Annotated in this window: 19 protein-coding genes and 1 pseudogene; 14 read left to right on the top strand and 6 right to left on the bottom strand. The window is 39.3% G+C overall.

Annotation, left to right across the window (positions count from 1 at the left end; genetic code table 11):
• Positions 1-218: 218 nt before the first annotated feature.
• A complete protein-coding gene (locus JOC54_RS02875; protein ID WP_204464293.1) occupies positions 219-1442 on the top strand; it encodes an MFS transporter in 1224 nt (407 codons plus the stop codon).
• On the opposite strand, the gene JOC54_RS02880 is transcribed toward JOC54_RS02875, so the two are convergent.
• The gene (locus tag JOC54_RS02880; RefSeq protein WP_239586536.1) at positions 1397-2218 is read right to left on the bottom strand and encodes a helix-turn-helix transcriptional regulator; all 822 of its coding nucleotides are present in this window, start codon (positions 2216-2218) and stop codon (positions 1397-1399) included. The two genes, JOC54_RS02875 and JOC54_RS02880, sit on opposite strands and share 46 nt — an antisense overlap.
• 397 nt (positions 2219-2615) lie before the next feature.
• Here JOC54_RS02880 and amaP point away from each other — a divergent pair, with 397 nt between their 5' ends.
• The 4 genes from amaP (at position 2616) to JOC54_RS02900 (ending at position 5594) form a co-directional block, all read left to right on the top strand.
• A complete protein-coding gene (amaP, locus tag JOC54_RS02885; protein WP_035419576.1) occupies positions 2616-3161 on the top strand; it encodes an alkaline shock response membrane anchor protein AmaP in 546 nt (181 codons plus the stop codon).
• A gap of 12 nt (positions 3162-3173) precedes the next feature.
• Positions 3174-3392: a DUF2273 domain-containing protein gene (locus JOC54_RS02890; RefSeq protein WP_035419575.1), complete on the top strand. Its 219-nt coding sequence runs from the start codon at positions 3174-3176 to the stop codon at positions 3390-3392.
• 26 nt (positions 3393-3418) lie between these two features.
• On the top strand, positions 3419-3889 hold the full coding sequence (locus JOC54_RS02895) for an Asp23/Gls24 family envelope stress response protein (protein WP_035419574.1): 471 nt from the start codon (positions 3419-3421) through the stop codon (positions 3887-3889).
• 325 nt (positions 3890-4214) lie between these two features.
• Positions 4215-5594, top strand: coding sequence for an MATE family efflux transporter (locus JOC54_RS02900; protein WP_204464294.1), 1380 nt, complete (start codon positions 4215-4217; stop codon positions 5592-5594).
• 47 nt (positions 5595-5641) lie between these two features.
• On the opposite strand, the pseudogene JOC54_RS02905 reads toward JOC54_RS02900, so the two are convergent.
• A pseudogene (locus tag JOC54_RS02905) lies at positions 5642-6395 on the bottom strand (class I SAM-dependent methyltransferase).
• Positions 6396-6633: 238 nt separating this feature from the next.
• On the opposite strand from JOC54_RS02905, the gene JOC54_RS02910 reads away from it, so the two are divergent.
• The 3 genes from JOC54_RS02910 (at position 6634) to JOC54_RS02920 (ending at position 8585) form a co-directional block, all read left to right on the top strand.
• On the top strand, positions 6634-7302 hold the full coding sequence (locus tag JOC54_RS02910; protein WP_035419572.1) for a Na-translocating system protein MpsC family protein: 669 nt from the start codon (positions 6634-6636) through the stop codon (positions 7300-7302).
• Between the two features lie 119 nt (positions 7303-7421).
• A complete protein-coding gene (locus JOC54_RS02915; RefSeq protein WP_035419571.1) occupies positions 7422-7601 on the top strand; it encodes a hypothetical protein in 180 nt (59 codons plus the stop codon).
• Positions 7602-7628: 27 nt separating this feature from the next.
• A complete protein-coding gene (locus JOC54_RS02920) occupies positions 7629-8585 on the top strand; it encodes an HD domain-containing protein (protein WP_204464455.1) in 957 nt (318 codons plus the stop codon).
• Between the two features lie 21 nt (positions 8586-8606).
• Here the strand turns inward: JOC54_RS02920 and JOC54_RS02925 are convergent, their stop codons facing one another.
• A complete protein-coding gene (locus JOC54_RS02925; RefSeq protein WP_204464295.1) occupies positions 8607-9539 on the bottom strand; it encodes a patatin-like phospholipase family protein in 933 nt (310 codons plus the stop codon).
• 260 nt (positions 9540-9799) lie between these two features.
• Here JOC54_RS02925 and JOC54_RS02930 point away from each other — a divergent pair, with 260 nt between their 5' ends.
• Positions 9800-10321: a YhcN/YlaJ family sporulation lipoprotein gene (locus tag JOC54_RS02930; RefSeq protein ID WP_051991496.1), complete on the top strand. Its 522-nt coding sequence runs from the start codon at positions 9800-9802 to the stop codon at positions 10319-10321.
• Positions 10322-10371: 50 nt separating this feature from the next.
• Here the strand turns inward: JOC54_RS02930 and JOC54_RS02935 are convergent, their stop codons facing one another.
• Together JOC54_RS02935 and JOC54_RS02940 are read right to left on the bottom strand one after the other, a co-directional pair.
• Positions 10372-11724: a TldD/PmbA family protein gene (locus JOC54_RS02935; protein ID WP_204464296.1), complete on the bottom strand. Its 1353-nt coding sequence runs from the start codon at positions 11722-11724 to the stop codon at positions 10372-10374.
• A gap of 5 nt (positions 11725-11729) precedes the next feature.
• Positions 11730-13112: a TldD/PmbA family protein gene (locus tag JOC54_RS02940; protein ID WP_204464298.1), complete on the bottom strand. Its 1383-nt coding sequence runs from the start codon at positions 13110-13112 to the stop codon at positions 11730-11732.
• 149 nt (positions 13113-13261) lie between these two features.
• On the opposite strand from JOC54_RS02940, the gene JOC54_RS02945 reads away from it, so the two are divergent.
• On the top strand, positions 13262-14242 hold the full coding sequence (locus JOC54_RS02945; protein WP_204464300.1) for an alpha/beta hydrolase: 981 nt from the start codon (positions 13262-13264) through the stop codon (positions 14240-14242).
• Between the two features lie 80 nt (positions 14243-14322).
• Here JOC54_RS02945 and JOC54_RS02950 read toward each other — a convergent pair whose 3' ends face one another.
• Positions 14323-15177 (bottom strand): LysR family transcriptional regulator, encoded by an 855-nt coding sequence (locus JOC54_RS02950; RefSeq protein ID WP_204464303.1) that lies wholly within the window; start codon positions 15175-15177, stop codon positions 14323-14325.
• A gap of 466 nt (positions 15178-15643) precedes the next feature.
• On the opposite strand from JOC54_RS02950, the gene serS reads away from it, so the two are divergent.
• From serS to JOC54_RS23485, 4 genes are all read left to right on the top strand, one after another.
• Positions 15644-16918 (top strand): serine--tRNA ligase, encoded by a 1275-nt coding sequence (gene serS, locus JOC54_RS02955; RefSeq protein WP_204464305.1) that lies wholly within the window; start codon positions 15644-15646, stop codon positions 16916-16918.
• A 254-nt stretch (positions 16919-17172) separates the two neighbouring features.
• Entirely contained in the window at positions 17173-18063 is an 891-nt protein-coding gene (locus JOC54_RS02960) for a VanW family protein (protein ID WP_204464311.1), read from the top strand.
• Between the two features lie 154 nt (positions 18064-18217).
• Positions 18218-18484: a GNAT family N-acetyltransferase gene (locus JOC54_RS23480; RefSeq protein WP_204464312.1), complete on the top strand. Its 267-nt coding sequence runs from the start codon at positions 18218-18220 to the stop codon at positions 18482-18484.
• 12 nt (positions 18485-18496) lie between these two features.
• Positions 18497-18751 (top strand): GNAT family N-acetyltransferase, encoded by a 255-nt coding sequence (locus tag JOC54_RS23485; protein ID WP_204464456.1) that lies wholly within the window; start codon positions 18497-18499, stop codon positions 18749-18751.
• Positions 18752-18762: the final 11 nt, after the last annotated feature.

Here is an 18762-nt window from a genome sequence, read left to right on the forward strand (position 1 = left end):
AGTCAATTATATAACTATACCATTAGCACTTTTCCTTTTTTATCGAAAAAAACGTTTCTACTTAGAGGAACGTTTTTTTTGTTTTCATTAGAAACGAGCTTTTAATGTAGCGCAAGTATAATGTAATTCCTCCTTAATCTTGTTAGAAATCCCCGCAATATTAGCGCAGACTTATAGTGTCCCACTCTGTATGCTTTAAATAGAAAGGGGCACACATCATGTATTTCACCTTATTAAGAAAAAATCAATCACTTTTTTATTATCTTGCAAGTACTGGAATAACCAACTTAGGTAATGTCATGACTGGGCTTGCCTTTTTATTTCTGGCGTTCGATTTAACAGAATCAAGTCTTCACGTAACGGGTGTCGCAGCAACACAGGTAATACCGTATCTATTATTCGGTCTAGTTGGCGGTGTGCTTGCTGATTGGGTACCAAAACGAAAATGGATGATACGAATTGAAATGATGCGCGCTCCTTTGCTGCTCGTTTTGGTCATGTTCTATTACATCAATCTGCTAGCATACTGGCATTTAATTGCTGTGAGTTTCATAATTCATCTATTTGGCTGCTTTTTTAATCCTGCTCACAGGGCGCTTCTTCCACTTATAACAGAGGAAAGCGAGCGCACGGCTGCGAATAGCTTACTAGATACAGTCACGCGTGGTATGACGGTGATTGGACCAATTATCAGCATCCTGTTTATTCAAACAATTGGCGTTATTCATTTCTTTACGCTAGATGCACTTACTTATTTGGTCAGTGCTTGGTTGTTAGCAAAAGTGAAGCTTGAAGAAGCAAGAGGGAGACAAATGGCAGGTATCAAGTTTAAATCGATTTTTTTTGCATTAAATGACTTCCGAGTATGGTTAAAGAATGTATTTGTAATTAGACGGTTATTTGTTGTAACTGGAATCATTGTTTTTTTACATACATGGGTTTGGCAAGTAGGTTTGTTGTTGATGTTGCACGAAACAATGAGTGAGGCAGAAGCGTTTTACAGTGTGTTGCTGAGTGTTTTTGGTGGAACGGTTATTTTCGTTAATTTACTCATTCCTTATCTTGTAAAACAGTTTACATTACCGATCTATTTTTATAGCGCTATCATATGGGGCAGTGGAATTGTTGTTTTAAGCTTGGCATCAGGACCAATAGGATATTTTATAGGAATGATTGTTTCCGCTCTTGGACTACCTTTATCGGGTCTTGCTAGAGTATATCTTTTACAAAAGTTTGTTCCAAGAGAAATGCTGGGTCGAGGATTTAGCTTTAACGCAGTCCTGCTTTATGCCGCAAACCTCTTATCACTTGCTTTATTCGCTGGTCTTGCTACGTTTATTCCCATTTCTTCGCTTTTTCTTGGCAGTGGATTGCTAATGGTATGTATTTCTGTACTTTATCTTCTGATCCATTTTCGAAACGCACTAGGTGTAAAACCATAAGTCCGCTTAAATAAACGATTATATACCGATAATGAGGAGAATCCAGCTAAATAAGCGATTGATAATATAGTTTCTTGTGAATAACGAAGCAGTTGTTGACTGCGAACTAGTCGATACTGTTGAAGCCAGGCATATGGAGAAATGCCAATGCGACTCGTGAAGGCATGGGAAAGTTGGAATTTATCTTGCTGCGCAACTTTGGCCATCTCGTCAAGTGTCCAAGGGTGACGATAATCTTGTTTTAATGCATCTAATAAGAGGTAGATACGCTGATCTTCATGTTTATAAACGCTAATCGGAATATCGATTTGATGAGTACCTACAGTTTGTTTTAATAGAAGCAAGATTAATTGTGAAAAGCTATGCTCAAGAAAAAGAAGTGATTCTTGTTCATCTAACTCTTCTATTGATAAATAGTCAGTCAAGAAGAGCGCCCATCTTGATAAAAGCTGATTTTGTTGAACACTAGATGAAAAATGAATGTCATAAGAGGCAACACCTAGTGAAGAGGCTGCTTGGTTAAGTGAATCTGAATGGAGTTCGATTAAGAATTTTCGTTTCTCAATCTGCCATTGCTTATGTTCATCATGCGGGTTAATAAGCATGAATTGATGTTGGTTAAGCTTAAGCTGGTGCCGTGGGGTTTGGTAATCTAGTTGGCCATCAAGAGCGTAAATAAATTTATAAAGGTTGTCAGATCGCCAGTTGCTTTCTTGGGGAGGATTCTGTTTTAGAAGAAATAATCCTTGTTTGGCTTTTATGATTTTCGTATTCATTCGATTCACACCTTTTAGTCCTTGATACTTCGAGTTTACCACATGTATGATAGATGACATTTTTTAAATGGAATGGGGATGTTAGTTGAAAGCTCTCCTTATGATGTCTAAAAAAGCAACAACACGCCTTTCATAGTCGATTTTCTATTTATGAGCCAATTTAGATTGTTTTTTGATAGAAAAAGTATTTAACTCTATAAATTTACTCTTAAATAGTTATAAATACCTATTTTAAAGAAAAGACTTTTTGATTTATTTGGAAGTGGGTACTTAATACTTAGGTCGCCAGCAAAAATGTTTTTCGACGTTTTTACTGAGCGATGAAGGCAGATCAGTAAATGCAATACAGTATTGATTTTCAATCTAGTTGAGTTTAGATCTGTCAGGAGGTGAATGGATGAACGGTTTGTTACGGTTTTTTATGGCAATCTATGCGTTAATAACATTACTCGTTTCAGTAGGTTTTATTTTAGCTGTGACAGAAGTGTATGACGTATTTACAGAATTGCTTGGACAAGGACAAGAAATGTTTTGGGTATTCATTGGTATCTTTTCGTTTTTGATCTTATTGTCACTTATTTTGTTTGTTGCTAGTTTTAGACGAAGTGAAAGTGAGATACAGTCCTATTATGTTGATACTGAGATCGGAGCAATTGGGATTTCTAAACAATCAATTGAATCAACAGCAATGAAGAGTGCGCGTCGTCTGGATGGAATGCGATCAATCGAAATCCGCTCACGTCTGTCGCGTGAATCGAATCAAGTTGCCTTAGAAATAACATACTCACCTTTTGGTCCAAATCCGGTTCAACAGAATGCACGTAAACTACAGGAAACGGTAAAAAGTGATGTAGAATCATGGCTTGAAGTTGCGGTATCAGAAGTTAAGGTATACGTACGCCAAACACAGCCGTCATCAAATAAACGACAACGCGTTGTATAAGGAGGATATGCAATGGATCGAGAAAAACAAGAAACGTTTAAACGCTATCGCGGACGAATTCTTGGATTAGTCATTGCAGCGGTGTTCAGCATTCTCTTCTTAACCATCGGGTTTGGATACACCGTTGTCATCGCAATATTCGTCACGATTGGCTTTCTAGTAGGGAAATGGATTGATGGAGACCTCAATGTCTCAAGTTACTTAGAAGCGATGTTTGGAAAAAGGCAATAATAAACTAATTTAAGGAGATGATTGGAATGGATTCAACAACAGTAAAATCAACAACTAAAAGAGACGAGACTTTTGAAGCGGAGAAAAGAAAAGAAGCAGAAGCAAATGCAAATCGTGACAAGTTAACATACGATAATGAAGTAATCAAAAAGATAACAGCAATCGCGACGATTGAGGCTGACGGCATTCTTGGCATGAGTGGAAGTTTCTTCTCAGGCATTCGTGAAACGTTAGGCGGAGATGAGGACATCACAAAAGGCATTCGTGCTGACGTTGGTGAAAAACAAGTGGCAATCGATCTAGAAGTTTACATTGAATATGGAAAAAACATTCCTGAAATCTACAAGAGCATTAAAAGCAGCGTAGCAGAAAACATTAAAACAATGACTGGGTTAGAGCTTGTCGAATTTAACATGAACGTCGCTGATGTCTTTACAAGACAAGAGTTCGATGAGAACAATTCTAAAACGCGCCAAACGTCAGATCGAGTTGAATAATCAATGAAACCGGACCATAAGAGGTTCGGTTTTTTTGTGTTGAAGTTAGATTTGGTGATCAGATGAACAATACCTTCTAAGCTAGTAAACGCTAATTGACAACTATTAGCAGCAGGAGTATAGTAGATACACTTTTAAGAATGATTTGTTTAAGTTTATTTAAAATGTAAAAAGTAATAAGGCTGAGCTAGCATCCATTTTGTTGCAGATGATACGTCTGGAGCTTTTTTGTTCGTTTGCGCTGAAACTTTTTGCTTTATCTATTCGTTTATTAGCAGTGGCACAATGTAATGATCTTTTCAGTTGGTACAGGAAGGAAATCCATATGAGTTCAAAAAATAATAGTTCTAAGTTAGGAAGCGAGCCAATTGGCAAGCTGCTGCGTGATTTGTCCATCCCTGCAATGATCGGCATGTTCGTAATGGCATTATACAATGTTATTGATGTGATTTTTATTTCATACGGAGTTGGAATTGATGCTGTTGCTGGTTTAACCATTGCGTTCCCATTGATGATGATCATGATGGCAGTTTCAGCGGCAGTTGGTATTGGTGGAGCATCAGTCATTTCAAGACGGCTCGGTGAGAATCGAGAGAATGAAGCCAATCGCATTTTTGGAACGGTACTCGCACTCATTCTAATTATTAGCGTTGGCGGATTCATTGTCGCTTTTTTCTTCTTGGAAGATCTTTTGCTTTTATTTGGAGCGACGCCTGATATATTGCCACATGCTTATGATTATATGTTCCCTATTTTGTTAGGAACGGTATTTTTTGCTTTTACATTTGCTACAAATAATATCATTCGTTCTGAGGGCAACGCGCGTTTTGCAATGATGACGATGATTATACCCGCAGTATTAAATATCATTTTAGATCCTATTTTTATTTTTGCGCTAGACATGGGTGTTTTTGGAGCTGGACTCGCGACTGTTGTGGCACAAGGATCCATTAGCATCGTTATCTTACGCTATTTTATGAAAGGAAACAGTTCGCTCCGAGTCAGTTGGTCCGATGTAACATTAAAATGGTCATTAGTAAAAGAAGTGCTTTCCGTTGGATTACCAGCATTTGTTCAACAAGCATCTGGAAGCTTAATGATGATTGCGATTAATACGATGCTGATTCAATACGGGACGGATATGTACGTTGCCGTGTTTGGGATTATCCAGCGGATTATGATGTTTACAGTCATGCCGATGATTGGCGTTATGCAAGGAATGATGCCGATTGTCGGTTACAATTATGGGGCAAAACAGTACGAGCGTATGCGCCAAACGATCTGGCTAACTTTAAAGGTCGTTATTCTTTGTTCAATTGGAGTTGTCTTCATTATGATGGTATTTCCGTCCTTATCAATGCGAATTTTTACGAACGATCCAGAAGTCATTGATGCGGGTGCTACAGCAATGCGCATTATGTTTGCCGGTTTTTTCTTAGCAGGTGTACAAATAGTAGCGGGTGGTCTTTATCAAGCACTCGGAAGACCAATTCCAGCACTCATTCTATCGCTTTCTAGGCAAATTCTCTTTCTAATTCCACTAGTCTTGATCTTGCCTCAATACTTTGGGATCGTTGGCGTGTTTATGGCATTTCCAATTGCTGATTTTTTCTCCTTTATCTTCTCTAGCTACTTGTTATATCGTGATAGAGATACGACTCTTGTGAGAGGGAAGGATGAGGACAACCAGTTGGAAGTAGAGTAGGCTAAATCAGGAAATCTGCACAGCGACTTGAGGTTGCGCGGATTTTCTTATTTTCTAGCTTTTATAATCATCGTTGTTGGAACCTGTTTTGCTTTGAACAAGGAGTAATACCGTTCAGACGCGACGCCCTCTTCATTTTTAAGATGACTAGACACAGTTGGTTCAATTACTTGTTCAATAGAGAAGCCGGAGTTAATGAGAGCGTTGATGTATGTACTCATTTTTCGAATAGGGATAGTCATTGTCGCTCCTGTCCCCTTAAAATTTGGGTAGGTTCGAGAGCCTTCAAGTTGGTAAGAGTCAAATAGTTGTATTTGATCCCCCTTTACCTGTAAATGGGAATACAGGGGATGGTCCCAACTAAAAATAAAAGATCCACCGGGCTTTAGATAAGAGTAAATACGAGAGAGCGTTTGCTGCAAATCAAACGTCCAACCAATCGCATAGATGGAATAGACGATGTCAAAATGGTTCGTTGGAATGCCACTATTTTGCTCCATTGGTGTGCATAAAAGCGTTGTTTCAAAGCCATCAAGTAACTTGGTGGCATTCGCTATTTGTTCCTCTGAGAAATCAAGCCCCCACAGTTCTTTGGCACCATGATTCTTCATGTATAGAAGCGAGTGCCTGCTACCGCAGCAAATATCTAAAATGGTCTTTCCCTTAATTAAATCAAACAACTTTAACTCATCTTCCGTTTGTGAAAAGGGACCATAGTGCGGCAATGCATCCATTCCATTGTAAAAAAGGTGCAACGGTATTCCAGCTTTGTTTGTTTTGGTCTAAATGAACATGATCCATTCTATAACCACCTTTCATTCATTTATAATTAAACAGAGCTTCATTATATCCTGCTCAGACGACTCGTTTGTTTGTTGGAAAGGACATGTTGTTTTTTCTTGTCTTTTTTCAAACCTTTTTATAAAATAAAACCAATTAGCATTAACGCGATAAAGGGTATCAATGGAAGCGTATGTTTGGTACAATGAAATATGGATGAGGAATAGGATGTCCTTATCTATGTAAAGGGTTGGGGAAGATGGAAAAAACATCAATACAAGTTGAATTGGCAAGCTATTTAGGCAAGCTTTTGCGTGATCACTTTGGAAAAGGGCCTTCATCTGTTTATGTTTCGGTCAATAAACCGTTTATTACGATGCATATTCGTGACTTTATTGCTCCGATGGAACGTGTATTGATCGATCAAGGTAAGTTGTTAAAGGTAGAAGAACTAAGAGATCATTTGATGGAAGAGTTATTACCTGAAATAAAAGCGACCGTACAAACAATGTTAGGTGTCAATATTTCCGAGATGTATTACGATTGGTCATTAGAGAATCGTTCTGGTATGATTCTTTCTGTATTAAGCGAGTCCGACCATCAGTTAAAAGACTATCCGCAAAAAGAAGCCATTCAGCAAGAGACTGCTGTCATTAGTGAGATGGCTGAAAAGGTTCCAGCGCATATGGATTCGTGCTTTCTTAATAACCGAACATTGTTAATTAGGCGTGACGGTATCTTAGTGCGTATTGAAAAAGAATTAATTGTAAATGGATTCGAAGAAGCATTAAGATTGTCAAAAAAAGGTCTGGAAAAGCGATTATTGAAACACAGTAAAATAAACTCAATTCTTGATGGGGAAGTCACCGATCTGTTCGTTGATTGGGATTTTGAAAAAGATAAGAGTTACATCATATTCGTATTATAAAGAGGTAGCAATGAGACGGACAAATAGAGCCGTTCATAAGCCAAAAAGGATTCTATTGAATCTTTTTTGGTTTTTTTGCGTATGTGAAAACTGTGGTTCGCTCGGGGGGAATAATATTTGTGAAGTATTTAATTGATCACACAACAAAAAAGGTTCATCGAACATCGCAAATCGGCGATGCGTGTAATGTGCACACGAGCGTTAGCAATGAGCGCGAGGTAACAGAGAATCTAACGAAAGTAAATGAATTTATTGAGAAAAAACAATACGTGCGCTGCGAAAGATGCCATATGCTGTAGTGATAGGTATAGGATGAGGGGGACATGATGCAAATAAACGATCCTTTATACGGTTCATTTTCATTAGAGTCTGTATTAGTAGAGTTACTACAAAGCGAGCCTTTAGAACGGTTAAAAGGCGTTTACCAGGGAGGTGCAAGCCCCCTTGTTCATCCTAGCTGGAATGTGACGAGGTATGACCATTCTCTTGGGACGATGTTGCTTGTTAAACGACTGGGAGCATCAGTGGAAGAGCAAATTGCAGCATTGTTGCATGATGTTTCTCATACCGCTTTTTCTCATGTGGTTGATTATGTGTTCGATAATGAACAAGAAGATTACCACGAGAAAATCTTTGAAAAAACCGTAAAAGCTTCAACGATTCCGTCAATTGTAAAACGTGCGGGGCTAGATTGGGAAGCGCTTTTATTAAAGCAAGAGAAATGGACGTTACTTGAACAAGCTGCACCGGAACTATGTGCTGATCGGGTTGATTATACGCTCCGTGATATGTATACGTATGGACATATCTCTTTGCCTGATGCTCATCGCTTTTTAGAACAATTAATTGTACATAATGGAAAGATGTACTGTAGCAACTTGCTTGCAGCAGAATGGTTTGTGGAAACGTATTATAAAGAGGTCATTGGTTTCTTCATGGACCCACTTAATGTTTACGGCAATGATCGATTAGCTACACTTTTAAGAACGGCATTAAATAAAAAAGTATTACAAGAAGCGAATTTCTTGTTGAGAGATAAAGACATTCTTGCAAAGCTTTCGCAGTCCCAAGATGAGGAGATACATCGCTTACTTCAGCAATTTGAACGACCGATCAATGTCGAGTTAGGTGGCGAGTCAGACAAGCATATTAAGACCAAGTTGCGATTAATTGATCCTTCCATTCTTTCTGAAGGAAAATTGGTTCCAGCTTCTCAGTTATCTGAGAAGGTCGCAACTACGAATAAAGCGGCCAAAAAAAGATGGAAGCTGGAATTTATTTAAAATAACGTAAAACAGGACAACTTATTGTATGTCCTGTTTTTTGCTTGATTTTCGCGCTTTGCGGTTTTGCTTATGTTGCTCGAAATTCCACTGCTCTAAGAAGCGGTTAGCCGAATCAAAACCTGATTGATAAAGCGTGTCCATTTGCTCATCGTTTAAGTGGAAGTCGGTCGCATTGATGGAGCCAGTATAGATTTGCAGCGTTCGCTCTTTTGCTTCATCATTTAAGTGGCGCATATCATGAGCCTGAAGCATTGTTTTTACAATGTTTTGCGCTAAATGAATGGGTGTCGGAATAATTGAATCGGCTTCAATCGTATCTTTTAGAAAGCGAAACCCAAATGTCGGAAAACGTGGCTCTGGGACATCGAAAATCCAAATGGGGAAATTACTTAACAAGCCCCCATCGACGATATAACTTCTTCCATTCTTAGCTTTTAATTTGGCAGGTCGATAGAAGAAGGGGATTGATGTGCTCATCATAACGGCTTTAGCAACTGGCATATCTTTTTCTTTAAGCCCGTATCGCGGCAAGTCATCTGGAAAAACAAGCATTTGCCCATTTGAAATATCAGAAGCGATTATTTTAAGCGAATCCTTTGGTAAGTCGGCGAACGTTCGAATGCCTTTTGCAGAGAGAAGCTGATTCATCCATTGTTCAATATAATCGTTTTTGTACATCCCTAAATGAAGAAACAAATGGCTCACGTTTCCAATAAGAGGAATATGATTTAACCACGTCTTCCCACGCAATAATTTAAAGTTGAGTAACCGTAATTCAGCGTGTATTTCTTTACTCGTGTAGCCTGCTGCTAAGAGTGATGCAAGAATGGATCCCACAGAAGTTCCTGCTAAGCGAACCCATTCCACTCCTCGTTGTTCCATCGCCTCAATGGCGCCAGCAAAGGCAATTCCGCGAATGCCTCCACCTTCAAAGACAGCATCAGCTTTCATTAGTACACCTCAATTCCTAAGAAATCAGAGCAAGAAGAACTTGTCTACTCATAGTTTATGAACGGAAAAGGAGCAATGTGCTAGATTTCCGTAGGAGCGGATTTCAGATTAATTAAGTGAATGGTCTTTATAGAAAAGAGAAGGTGGATGAAACTGCCACGTATAAAAAAAAACTTTTTTTAAAAAAGATACATAATATCAACAGAAGTAATCCATTTTATATAAGGAAAGACAACTTTATGATAAATGGAGTGAAACGAATGAACAAGTATTTAAAGCACACAGTTGTTTTGTCAATGCTGTCAATCGCTTTGGTCGCATGTGGAAATAACAACGATCAAGATATGAATCCAGATAATCCAAGTGATGGCGTGGAAATGGATGACCCAAACAATGTTGAAGGTCAAGGTCATGGTATGTATCGTGACCACGGTAACTATGGCGATATGCATATGGGCACGTCAACAGAAGTAGCGGACAGTGTAAGACAACTTGATGAGGTGAATCATGCGGCTGTTATTGTTATGGGTGATCAAGCATATGTAGCTGTAACGATGCAAGATGAAAGTCATGACGTGGCAGACCAAGTAAAAGATCGGATTGCTGAAAAAGCAAAGGAAGCGGATAGCGAGATTAAAGATGTTCATGTCTCTGCCAATCCAGATTTCATGGAACGTTTAAGTGGTTACGGTGACCGGATTGAAAACGGTGAACCGATCTCAGGTATGGCGGACGAGTTTAAAGAAGCCATGCATCGTATGTTCCCGACTATGAATCGTTAAAACAAACAACCCTGTAAACCACATCTGGTAACAGGGTTGTTTTCTGAAGGTCAAATGCCTCCTACGGACAAGGCAGGAACTTGTAAACTAGGTGAACCAATAAAGGAGTGACCGACTGGAGAAAACTGTAAGTCATCACCTATTGCTTCGACTTGTTGAAGTAGTTCAAAGAAGTTCCCGGCAATTGTGATCTGATCAACTGGACGATCAATTTTTCCATCTTTTATATAGTAGCCGTTAGCTGCGAGCGAGAAATCTCCTGAAACGGAGTCTGCACCTGAGTGTAAACCTTGTAAGCTTGTTACCATTATTCCCTCATCTAATGAAGCGACCATAGAATCAAGCGTGGTGTCGCTTGGTTGAATATACATGTTTGACGGGGCAACTGAGACTGTATCTTTATAAGATGTTTTGAATCCATGTCCTGTTGATTGCACGCCATCTTTCTCTGCTGTTTGTTGATTGTACAGGTAGGATTTCAACGTACCATTCTTAATGACATGTAATGGCTGAGTTGCAACTCCCTCATGGTCAAAAGTTTGACTGGAGAGCCCTGCATTCATATGCGGATTATCAATTAATGTAAGTGAAGAAGACGCAATCCGCTTTTCTAGCTGTCCTTTTAATAAGGATCGTCCGTTTTGTACATTATCTGCAGAAAAGCCACTGGCATAAACATGTAAGAGTGAAGCTGCTGCCGTGTTACGTAGCAGAATTGGATAATGCTTACTCTTAATGGAAGTTGCTCCAATATAGCTTAACGCTTCTTCCACTGTTTCTTGAGCCATTTGTTTTGGCTGAAACGTAGAGAAATCGTCTGTAATCCAAAATTTCATTGCGCTTTTAAAGTCTTCTCCTGACGCAACAACGACTGACAGAACAACGTAGGTGATATTACGTTTTTCGCTTTTATCAAGTCCTGTCGTGTTGGCTAAGTAGGTTTCAACCGTTTTTGATAGAAGTCCGCAGTGATTAACGCTTGTAACTTGGTCACTTTGGCTCAGAGCGTAAGCTTCCGTCTCTTTTAATAGCTTGATTTTAGCTTCGGCAGAAACATTGTTTAGCGTCTCGGAGTAAAATGCTACTTCTTCATAGTGCGCTGAGCCTGCAAAGAGCTGTTCAGGCTTATCAGCGTCTCTAAGCATTGCGTTCTCTGTCGCTTCAGAAATCAGAAAATGAATTTGCGTAGCATCAATTTTTTCTGTATAGGCATAACCTAACACACCATTTATTAAGCCTCGAAACGATAATCCGCCTTCGTTCGCAAGGGTGTATCCGTCTACTTCTCCTTGAAAAATATTGGCTGAGAAGCTTTCTGTTGATTGATAATACACTTCCATCTCCGAAAAACCAGCCTGCTTACCTTCTTCAAATAATTTATTTTTGAACTCAATCAATTTCATCTTTATTAGCCCCTTCCCCCAACGGTTATTTCACTGACACGGACCATCGGTTGACCAACATTCGCCGGAATTGATCCACTGGATGCACCGCACATTCCTTGGCCGTGTGTAAGATTGTTTCCTACCATATCGACTTTTTGTAACGTCTTTAGCCCATTTCCGATGAGCGTTGCCCCACGGACGGGCTCTGCGATCTTACCATTACGAACAATATAGCCTTCATTTACGGCGAAATTGTAGTCACCTGTTGAAGGGTTGACGGAGCCGCCACCCATATACTTTGCATAGATTCCGTATTCTGTATTGGCAATAATCTCATCGTGAGTGGATTTTCCTGGCGCAATAAATGTATTGGTCATTCTCGACGTTGGAGCAAATTTATAGGATTCCCGTCGAGCAGAACCAGTTGAAGCCATTCCCATTCGACGTCCACCTAACTTATCAATTAAATAACCAGTTAAAATACCGTTCTCTATTAGAACATTTCTTCTCGTTTGTTCGCCTTCATCGTCGATATTGGCTGAGCCCCATTCATTTGTTAAGGTCCCATCATCAATGTAGGTCACAATTTCTGGGGCTACTCGTTCACCCAGTTTTCCAGAAAAAACGGAAATATTTTTAGATACGGAAGAGGATTCAAGGCTGTGCCCGCAAGCTTCATGAAATAGAACACCACCAAATTCATTGTCAATAATGACAGGGAAAGTGCCGCTAGGACATTCTTTTGCATCAAGCATCGTAACGGCTATTCGCGCTGCTTCAGTCCCGTAATGATGCAAATCGAGGTCATTAAAAAATTCAAACCCTTTCGCTGCACCTGGAGCATAAGAACCTGTTTGCATGTCGGTTCCTTCTGATGCGACAGCTTGAATGGACAAACGTGTATGTACGCGACGATCCTCAATAAATTTTCCATCTGAATTGGCAATTAACACCTGTTGGTCGTCATCTATGTAGCGAACGGAAACTTGAGAGATGCGCTCATCATATTGTTTTGCGTGATCATAGGCTAGCCGTAATTTATCCACTTTGTCTTTCTTAGCGATATCTTGTGGGTATTGTAAAATGGGGTGTTTGCTCTGATAGGCTTCCTTTGTTAAGTCCAGTGTTAGCGTTGACGGTTCACCAGTAATTGCCTGTGCAGCCTCTAGCGCTACTCCTAATAATGGCTCGCGCTCAAATTCATTTGTATAGGCATAGACACTTTGCAGCCCCTTTAAAATTCGAATACCAATTCCGAAGTCTTTACCAGATATAATTGACTTCATTTTGCCTCCAACGTAAGACAGGTTGCTGTTGAAGCGATCCTCGACAAACACTTCAGCAAAATCACCACCTGTACTTAATGCGGCGTGAATCAAATCTTCTACAAGTGCTTTTTGTAACATGATTTTCCTCCTTTTAAAACGGTTTCTTCTCTATTATACTTTTTATTAAATGAAATTTAAACTTTCAAACTAATAGAATGTTCAAATTCAATTACTGCTTGAGTAAATAGAAAATTCAACAGTTACGGACTAAGTATGGAGGCGATCAGTTGGGTAGCAGTCGATTCATTAAAGAGATAGAGGGTGAGGAGGGGAAACGATTTATTACAAGTATTTATTATCCGGTGAAAGAAACGACATGTAGTCCTTATTTGAACTTATATGAACAAGATATGACAGAAGCAATTACCCAGTTTCAACGCATCGGTCTAGAATTAGATACGCTAAACCAATTGAATGTCTCGTTTCAGAACAATAGCCCCATTCAGATTAGGGTAAAGCGAAGTTGTGTAATCCTGTCACCAGGAATAGGAATTGACCGTGATATGTATACGTATTTAATTGAATGGTTCAATAAAAATGGTTATATTGTCATTACAATTGGTCATGTGTTTGATACGTTGTTCACAATCATGCTCAATCAAGAATTGTTTTTACAAGAAGAAGCGATCACAAATCTAGATTACAGCAATTTTGAGTCTCTTCATCATGTAGTAAATCGGCGTAAAGCAGACATTTTGCTTGTTCTGAAAGCAATTGAAAGCTGGAATGATACAGATTCAGATTTAAAAGGCTTATTTGATTTGAATCAGATTGTTGGAGTGGGTCATTCAATTGGTGGGGCAGCAATGATTACACTAGCACAAGAATTAAGCAGCTTTAAATCAGTTATTAGTCTGGATGGAAGCTTGCACCTAATTCATTCCTCACAAAAACTTCAAGCACCATTGCTCCAGCTTCGACAGCAAGCGAGCTCGTTTGAGGAAATGAAGTATGAATGGCAAATGGATATTGCACAGGCTTTTGCAAACAACCAAGCAGAGTTAGCGAGACAAAATAATGTGCTAGCGATAAAGATAAAGCAGGCAGATCATTTAGCTTTCTCAGATTTTCCCCTATTATTTCGAACGGATAGAGAGGGAGTTAACATCCATGAAGTGATACAAGAGGCCATTCTGTTATTTATTGAAGGGAAAGAGAGTAAGTCCAACCGAATGGCGGTCATTGATGCAGAAGGATTTGAGCTATAAATGTGGCAAAGCCCCGGTGATAACCGGGGCTTTGTACATGAGGTGAACATGGTAGTGAATAATGAAAGAAATAGGAAAAATTAGACTTGTTGATTTTGCATCTGTGCTTGTAAAGATTGCTGCACGGGCTTTAGGTAAGCCTCGTTAGTCGTATGTAAATAAAGTTTTCTCGATAGATCACCGCGAGCGATCTTTTTAAAAAGCAAATCTTGCTCCCACTGATTTTCGATCATCAGCTCTGGAAAAAAAGCAAGTCCACGTTGTTGTTTAACTGAATACAACAAAGATTGGTATGGCACGCACGTAACGTTCGATTCTACCATACTTAATTTTTGTTTAAGTGCCATCCAATTTTTGTAGAAGCGACTTTTTTGAGGTGGAAGCACTTGGGGGTATGCAAGGCACTGTTCAAGTGATACCGTGTCATATTCAGCGAGGGGGTGATCAGTTGGGATTGCCACTTGGTAAGACTCAATTGAAATTAAGCAGGAATAAAAGCCTGGATGTTCAGGATAGCCTTCAATAATCGCAGCATCAATTTCTCCTTGCTCTAGTAATTTAATAAAATCAAAACAATCCAGTTTTGTTTGATTCCACTTTACTTTAAGGCGTAGTTCCTCAACAGTGCTCGGAATGTATTTGGGTGCGAGAAAAGGAGTAACGCCAAGGCGAATGAGTGGTTTAGGCATATGAGCATGCATAAGTGTGCCTAACTCATTCCAAACTGGACGAATATCATTGTATAAAGAATGACCTCTCTCGGTTAACTGCATGCCCTCGTACGAACGAGTAAATAAACGTGCTTGTAAAACAGCTTCCATTTGTTTCAGTTGACGGCTGACGGCTGGTTGTGTGAGGTTTAAGCGTGAGGCGGCTTTTGAGACACTACCTTCTTCGGCAACGGCTAAAAAAGCTTCCAAAAAACGAATTTCCATGTAATCACAACCTTTCTAGTAGAAACATCTAAGAGCTTATATGTATGGCTGGTCTTAAATTTTACCTATGGAGAACCCTTCATTAATCACCCGCTTAGTTACCTCATTATCATTTTTACAAAATGCAGCTGAATAAGCAATGCAAAAGCATTGCATTATGTTAAGAACTTGCGGAATTTTTAAGATTTCGTGTCAGGTCGACTTTAAACGAGAGGAGAATTTCTTTTAACTAGAGTAAACATAACAATTCTAGTTCATTGAATAGGAGAGAGTGTGCTAAAATAGATAGACTAGATCATGCCACTGTTGTCCAACTGATTAATGGATGTTCGCCTCGGACATAATAGAATAGAAAAAGTCAGTGAATAGCCATCATTTAAAATCAATTGATGGCGGCCACTTAGCTAACAGCTACATTCAAGGCAAAATGTTACTAGAATTCAACTAAAGATGGAGAGGGAAAAACGTGTTAGATATTCAATTTATTCGTGAACATGCAGATGTTATTCAAGAAACAGCAAAACAGAAAAAGCTGAATGTGCCAATTGATAAGCTAGTGCAAACGGATGTAAGGCGCCGAGAGTTAATCCAAACAATTGAAGCGCATCGAACAAAGCGTAATCAAGAAACTAAAGCAATTGGTGAATTAGCTAAGCAAAAGGCTACAGCAGAAATGGAAATAAAAAAAGAAGAAGTTCGAGTTATTAATCAAGCAATTAAAGAAGTAGAAGCGGAGTATCAAGAAGTAGAAGCTACATTTAAGGAGCTAATGAATCTCGTTCCAAATATTGTTTCTCCTGACACGCCTGTTGGCGACTCTGATGAAGATAATGTAGAATTAGAAAAAGTAGGGTCTCTTCCAGCATTTACGTTCGAACCAAAAGACCATATGGAACTCGGTCTTGCCCATGAGATGTTCGAAATTGAACGAGGCGTTAAAGTCGCAGGGACTCGTAATTACATTTTAAAAAATAAAGGCTTACATTTGCATCGGGCCGTACAGCAATTAGCGGTTGACTTACTGCATGAACGAGGTTTTACCATTATGGATGTTCCTCTAATGGCCAATGAAGAAGTGCTTTATAGCACGGGATTTTTTCCAGACGGAAAAGAGCAGACGTATCATTTAGAAAAAGACAATAAATACCTCGTAGGTACAGCTGAGGTACCACTCGTTGGCTATTATGGGAATGAGATTATTGATGTAGCTGAACCGAATAAGCTCGCAGCTGTATCAAATTGCTTTAGAAGAGAAGCTGGGTCTGCTGGTAGAGACGTTAGAGGTCTTTACCGTGTGCATCAATTTGCAAAAGTGGAGCAAGTTCTTATTTGCAAAAATGACCCAGAATTAGCAGATCAATTGTTGACAGAGATCACGGAAAATGCAAAAGAATTGATGAGACTGCTTGAATTACCTTATCGTGTTGTCGCTGTTTGTACAGGTGATATGTCACAAAAGAATTACAAGCAGTACGATATCGAAACGTGGATGCCAAGCCGTGAAAGCTATGGTGAGACGCATTCATCTTCAAACGTCACTGATTATCAAGCTAGACGTTCCAATATTCGTTTCAGAGATGAAGAGGGCAACTTACAGTATTGTTACACATTGAATAATACAGCTGTGGCAACGCCACGAATCTTGATTCCGTTACTTGAAAATCATCAGCAAGAAGATGGATCGATTTATATTCCCAAATCATTACAAAAGTATATGTATGGGGAAACACATATTCGCTAATGAAAAACGCCTGGGCCACAGGCGTTTTTTTATGTAAATAGACTTTCATAATTACATATTAAATAGTAATAAAGTTTGATTTTTAGCTAATTGAGGAAGAAGATGCTATAAACATATTGTTAATATGTGGGGATTCATTTAAGATAAGAGAATAATATTATTACAGTTTGATTACATTAATGTAACAGAGTTGGCTAGAATTGAAATATAACATAGATGTAATTGAGCTCGAATGATTAAAAGGGGTTGTGTGGATGAAGAATTTGTCTTTCTACGTAATCATGTTTTTGTCAGTCGTTATCTTATCAGGCTGTGGCCAAAGTGAACCGGTAACGGGTAGCCATATTCAAAGCGAGAAATTAATAGCTCTTCAGTTAAAAGAATTGCCGGATCTTTCAATTGCGATTTATCATAATGAAGAATTAATCGATACATTGGCAGTAGAGTCAGTAAATGAAGTTGAACTAACGAATTGGGCTCGTCAATTAGCGCAAGGTCCAGAAGGATACGATCAAACAATGCGACCGGCGAAATGGCGGAATGGGGAGCTTGTAGGCGCAAGAGATCGTGTGGTATTACATGAAGCGCAGCTAGTCGAAACGATTCTCGCACTATCTGTCTGGGAAAGAGCAGCAACACTGCCAATTGAAGTGGAGTCGATACAAGCGAAGCCAGATGATGTAAAAACGATGCAAAATAACTTGCTCGGTCAGGCTTCAACTGCATTTAATCAAGACGTGGGTGGGCGAGTGGAAAACATTCGCTTATCGACTGAAAGCGTTGATTATGTTGTGCTTGGTAGTGGAGATGTGTTTACCTTTAATGGTTTAACAGGTCGCCGTACATTGGAGAACGGATATAAAGAGGCGACCGTTATTATAGATGGAGATTTTGTTGATGGTGTTGGTGGCGGTATTTGTCAAACGTCAACAACGTTGTATAACGCTGTGCTTGATGCAGGACTAACTGTCGTTGAGCGCCACCCGCATTCACTGCCTGTTACGTACGTAGAAGAAGGTTTGGATGCAATGGTTTCGTGGGGGACCGCAGATTTTCGCTTTCGAAATGATTATGATCACCCTGTTATTATTCGGGGCGGTGTAAATCAAGAAGTAGGAGAAGTGTGGTTTGAAATTCGTACGTGATAAAGATTAGGAGACAAGCGTGCCCTCCCATTTAATAGAAAACGTTGATGAATGGTGTAGCTCTTTTAGAGTTATACCTTTTTATTTGCAATGAAACTTAAAAGTAGGGGCTTCGTATAGGAAGGAACGATAAGCAGAAAGGGGTGGAAGAGCGATGAGAGAACAAATAAACATTCGCCCGCTGGAACGAAAAGACAAGCAAAGTATGGTGAAGTGGTTATCAACGCCAGAGGTTCTTAAGTATTATGAAGGACGTGACAAACCCTTTTCAGAAGAGCAGGTTGAATTAAAGTTTTTCAAAACAAAAAGCCGTGTCAGTAGATGGATTGCAGAAGTAAATGGTGAAAACATCGCTTACCTTCAATCGTATCCATTAAATGAAAAAGAACGCTCTACATACGGTATGTTAAAAGAAGAATGACGGGTAGTTGGTCTGGATCAATTTATTGGTGAAACTGCCTTTTGGAATAAAGGATATGGCACGTTACTCATTCCGGAGCTGAGAAATCGTTTACTGCAAGATGGTGCAGAGATGATGACAATGGACCCGATTGCTTCGAATTGGCGTGCAATCAGATGTTATGAAAAATGTGGGTTTTCAGTCGTGAAAAAACTACAAAACCATTTGCTGCATGAAGGCGTCCATCATGATTGTCTTTTAATGGTTTATATGAAAGAAGAGGGATGAGTTAGCACTCA

It is taken from the genome of Shouchella xiaoxiensis (genome assembly GCF_016907895.1).
In the GTDB taxonomy this organism is placed as follows: Bacteria; Bacillota; Bacilli; order Bacillales; family Bacillaceae_D; genus Shouchella; species Shouchella xiaoxiensis.

What these genes read in the sequence shown, in the direction of transcription:
- JOC54_RS02875 (WP_204464293.1), top strand. Translation starts at nt 219, where the DNA reads ATGTATTTCACCTTATTAAGAAAAAATCAATCACTTTTTTATTATCTT.
- JOC54_RS02880 (WP_239586536.1), bottom strand. Translation starts at nt 2,218, where the DNA reads ATGAATACGAAAATCATAAAAGCCAAACAAGGATTATTTCTTCTAAAA.
- amaP (WP_035419576.1), top strand. Translation starts at nt 2,616, where the DNA reads ATGAACGGTTTGTTACGGTTTTTTATGGCAATCTATGCGTTAATAACA.
- JOC54_RS02890 (WP_035419575.1), top strand. Translation starts at nt 3,174, where the DNA reads ATGGATCGAGAAAAACAAGAAACGTTTAAACGCTATCGCGGACGAATT.
- JOC54_RS02895 (WP_035419574.1), top strand. Translation starts at nt 3,419, where the DNA reads ATGGATTCAACAACAGTAAAATCAACAACTAAAAGAGACGAGACTTTT.
- JOC54_RS02900 (WP_204464294.1), top strand. Translation starts at nt 4,215, where the DNA reads ATGAGTTCAAAAAATAATAGTTCTAAGTTAGGAAGCGAGCCAATTGGC.
- JOC54_RS02910 (WP_035419572.1), top strand. Translation starts at nt 6,634, where the DNA reads ATGGAAAAAACATCAATACAAGTTGAATTGGCAAGCTATTTAGGCAAG.
- JOC54_RS02920 (WP_204464455.1), top strand. Translation starts at nt 7,629, where the DNA reads ATGCAAATAAACGATCCTTTATACGGTTCATTTTCATTAGAGTCTGTA.
- JOC54_RS02925 (WP_204464295.1), bottom strand. Translation starts at nt 9,539, where the DNA reads ATGAAAGCTGATGCTGTCTTTGAAGGTGGAGGCATTCGCGGAATTGCC.
- JOC54_RS02930 (WP_051991496.1), top strand. Translation starts at nt 9,800, where the DNA reads ATGAACAAGTATTTAAAGCACACAGTTGTTTTGTCAATGCTGTCAATC.
- JOC54_RS02935 (WP_204464296.1), bottom strand. Translation starts at nt 11,724, where the DNA reads ATGAAATTGATTGAGTTCAAAAATAAATTATTTGAAGAAGGTAAGCAG.
- JOC54_RS02940 (WP_204464298.1), bottom strand. Translation starts at nt 13,112, where the DNA reads ATGTTACAAAAAGCACTTGTAGAAGATTTGATTCACGCCGCATTAAGT.
- JOC54_RS02950 (WP_204464303.1), bottom strand. Translation starts at nt 15,177, where the DNA reads ATGGAAATTCGTTTTTTGGAAGCTTTTTTAGCCGTTGCCGAAGAAGGT.
- JOC54_RS02960 (WP_204464311.1), top strand. Translation starts at nt 17,173, where the DNA reads ATGAAGAATTTGTCTTTCTACGTAATCATGTTTTTGTCAGTCGTTATC.
- JOC54_RS23480 (WP_204464312.1), top strand. Translation starts at nt 18,218, where the DNA reads ATGAGAGAACAAATAAACATTCGCCCGCTGGAACGAAAAGACAAGCAA.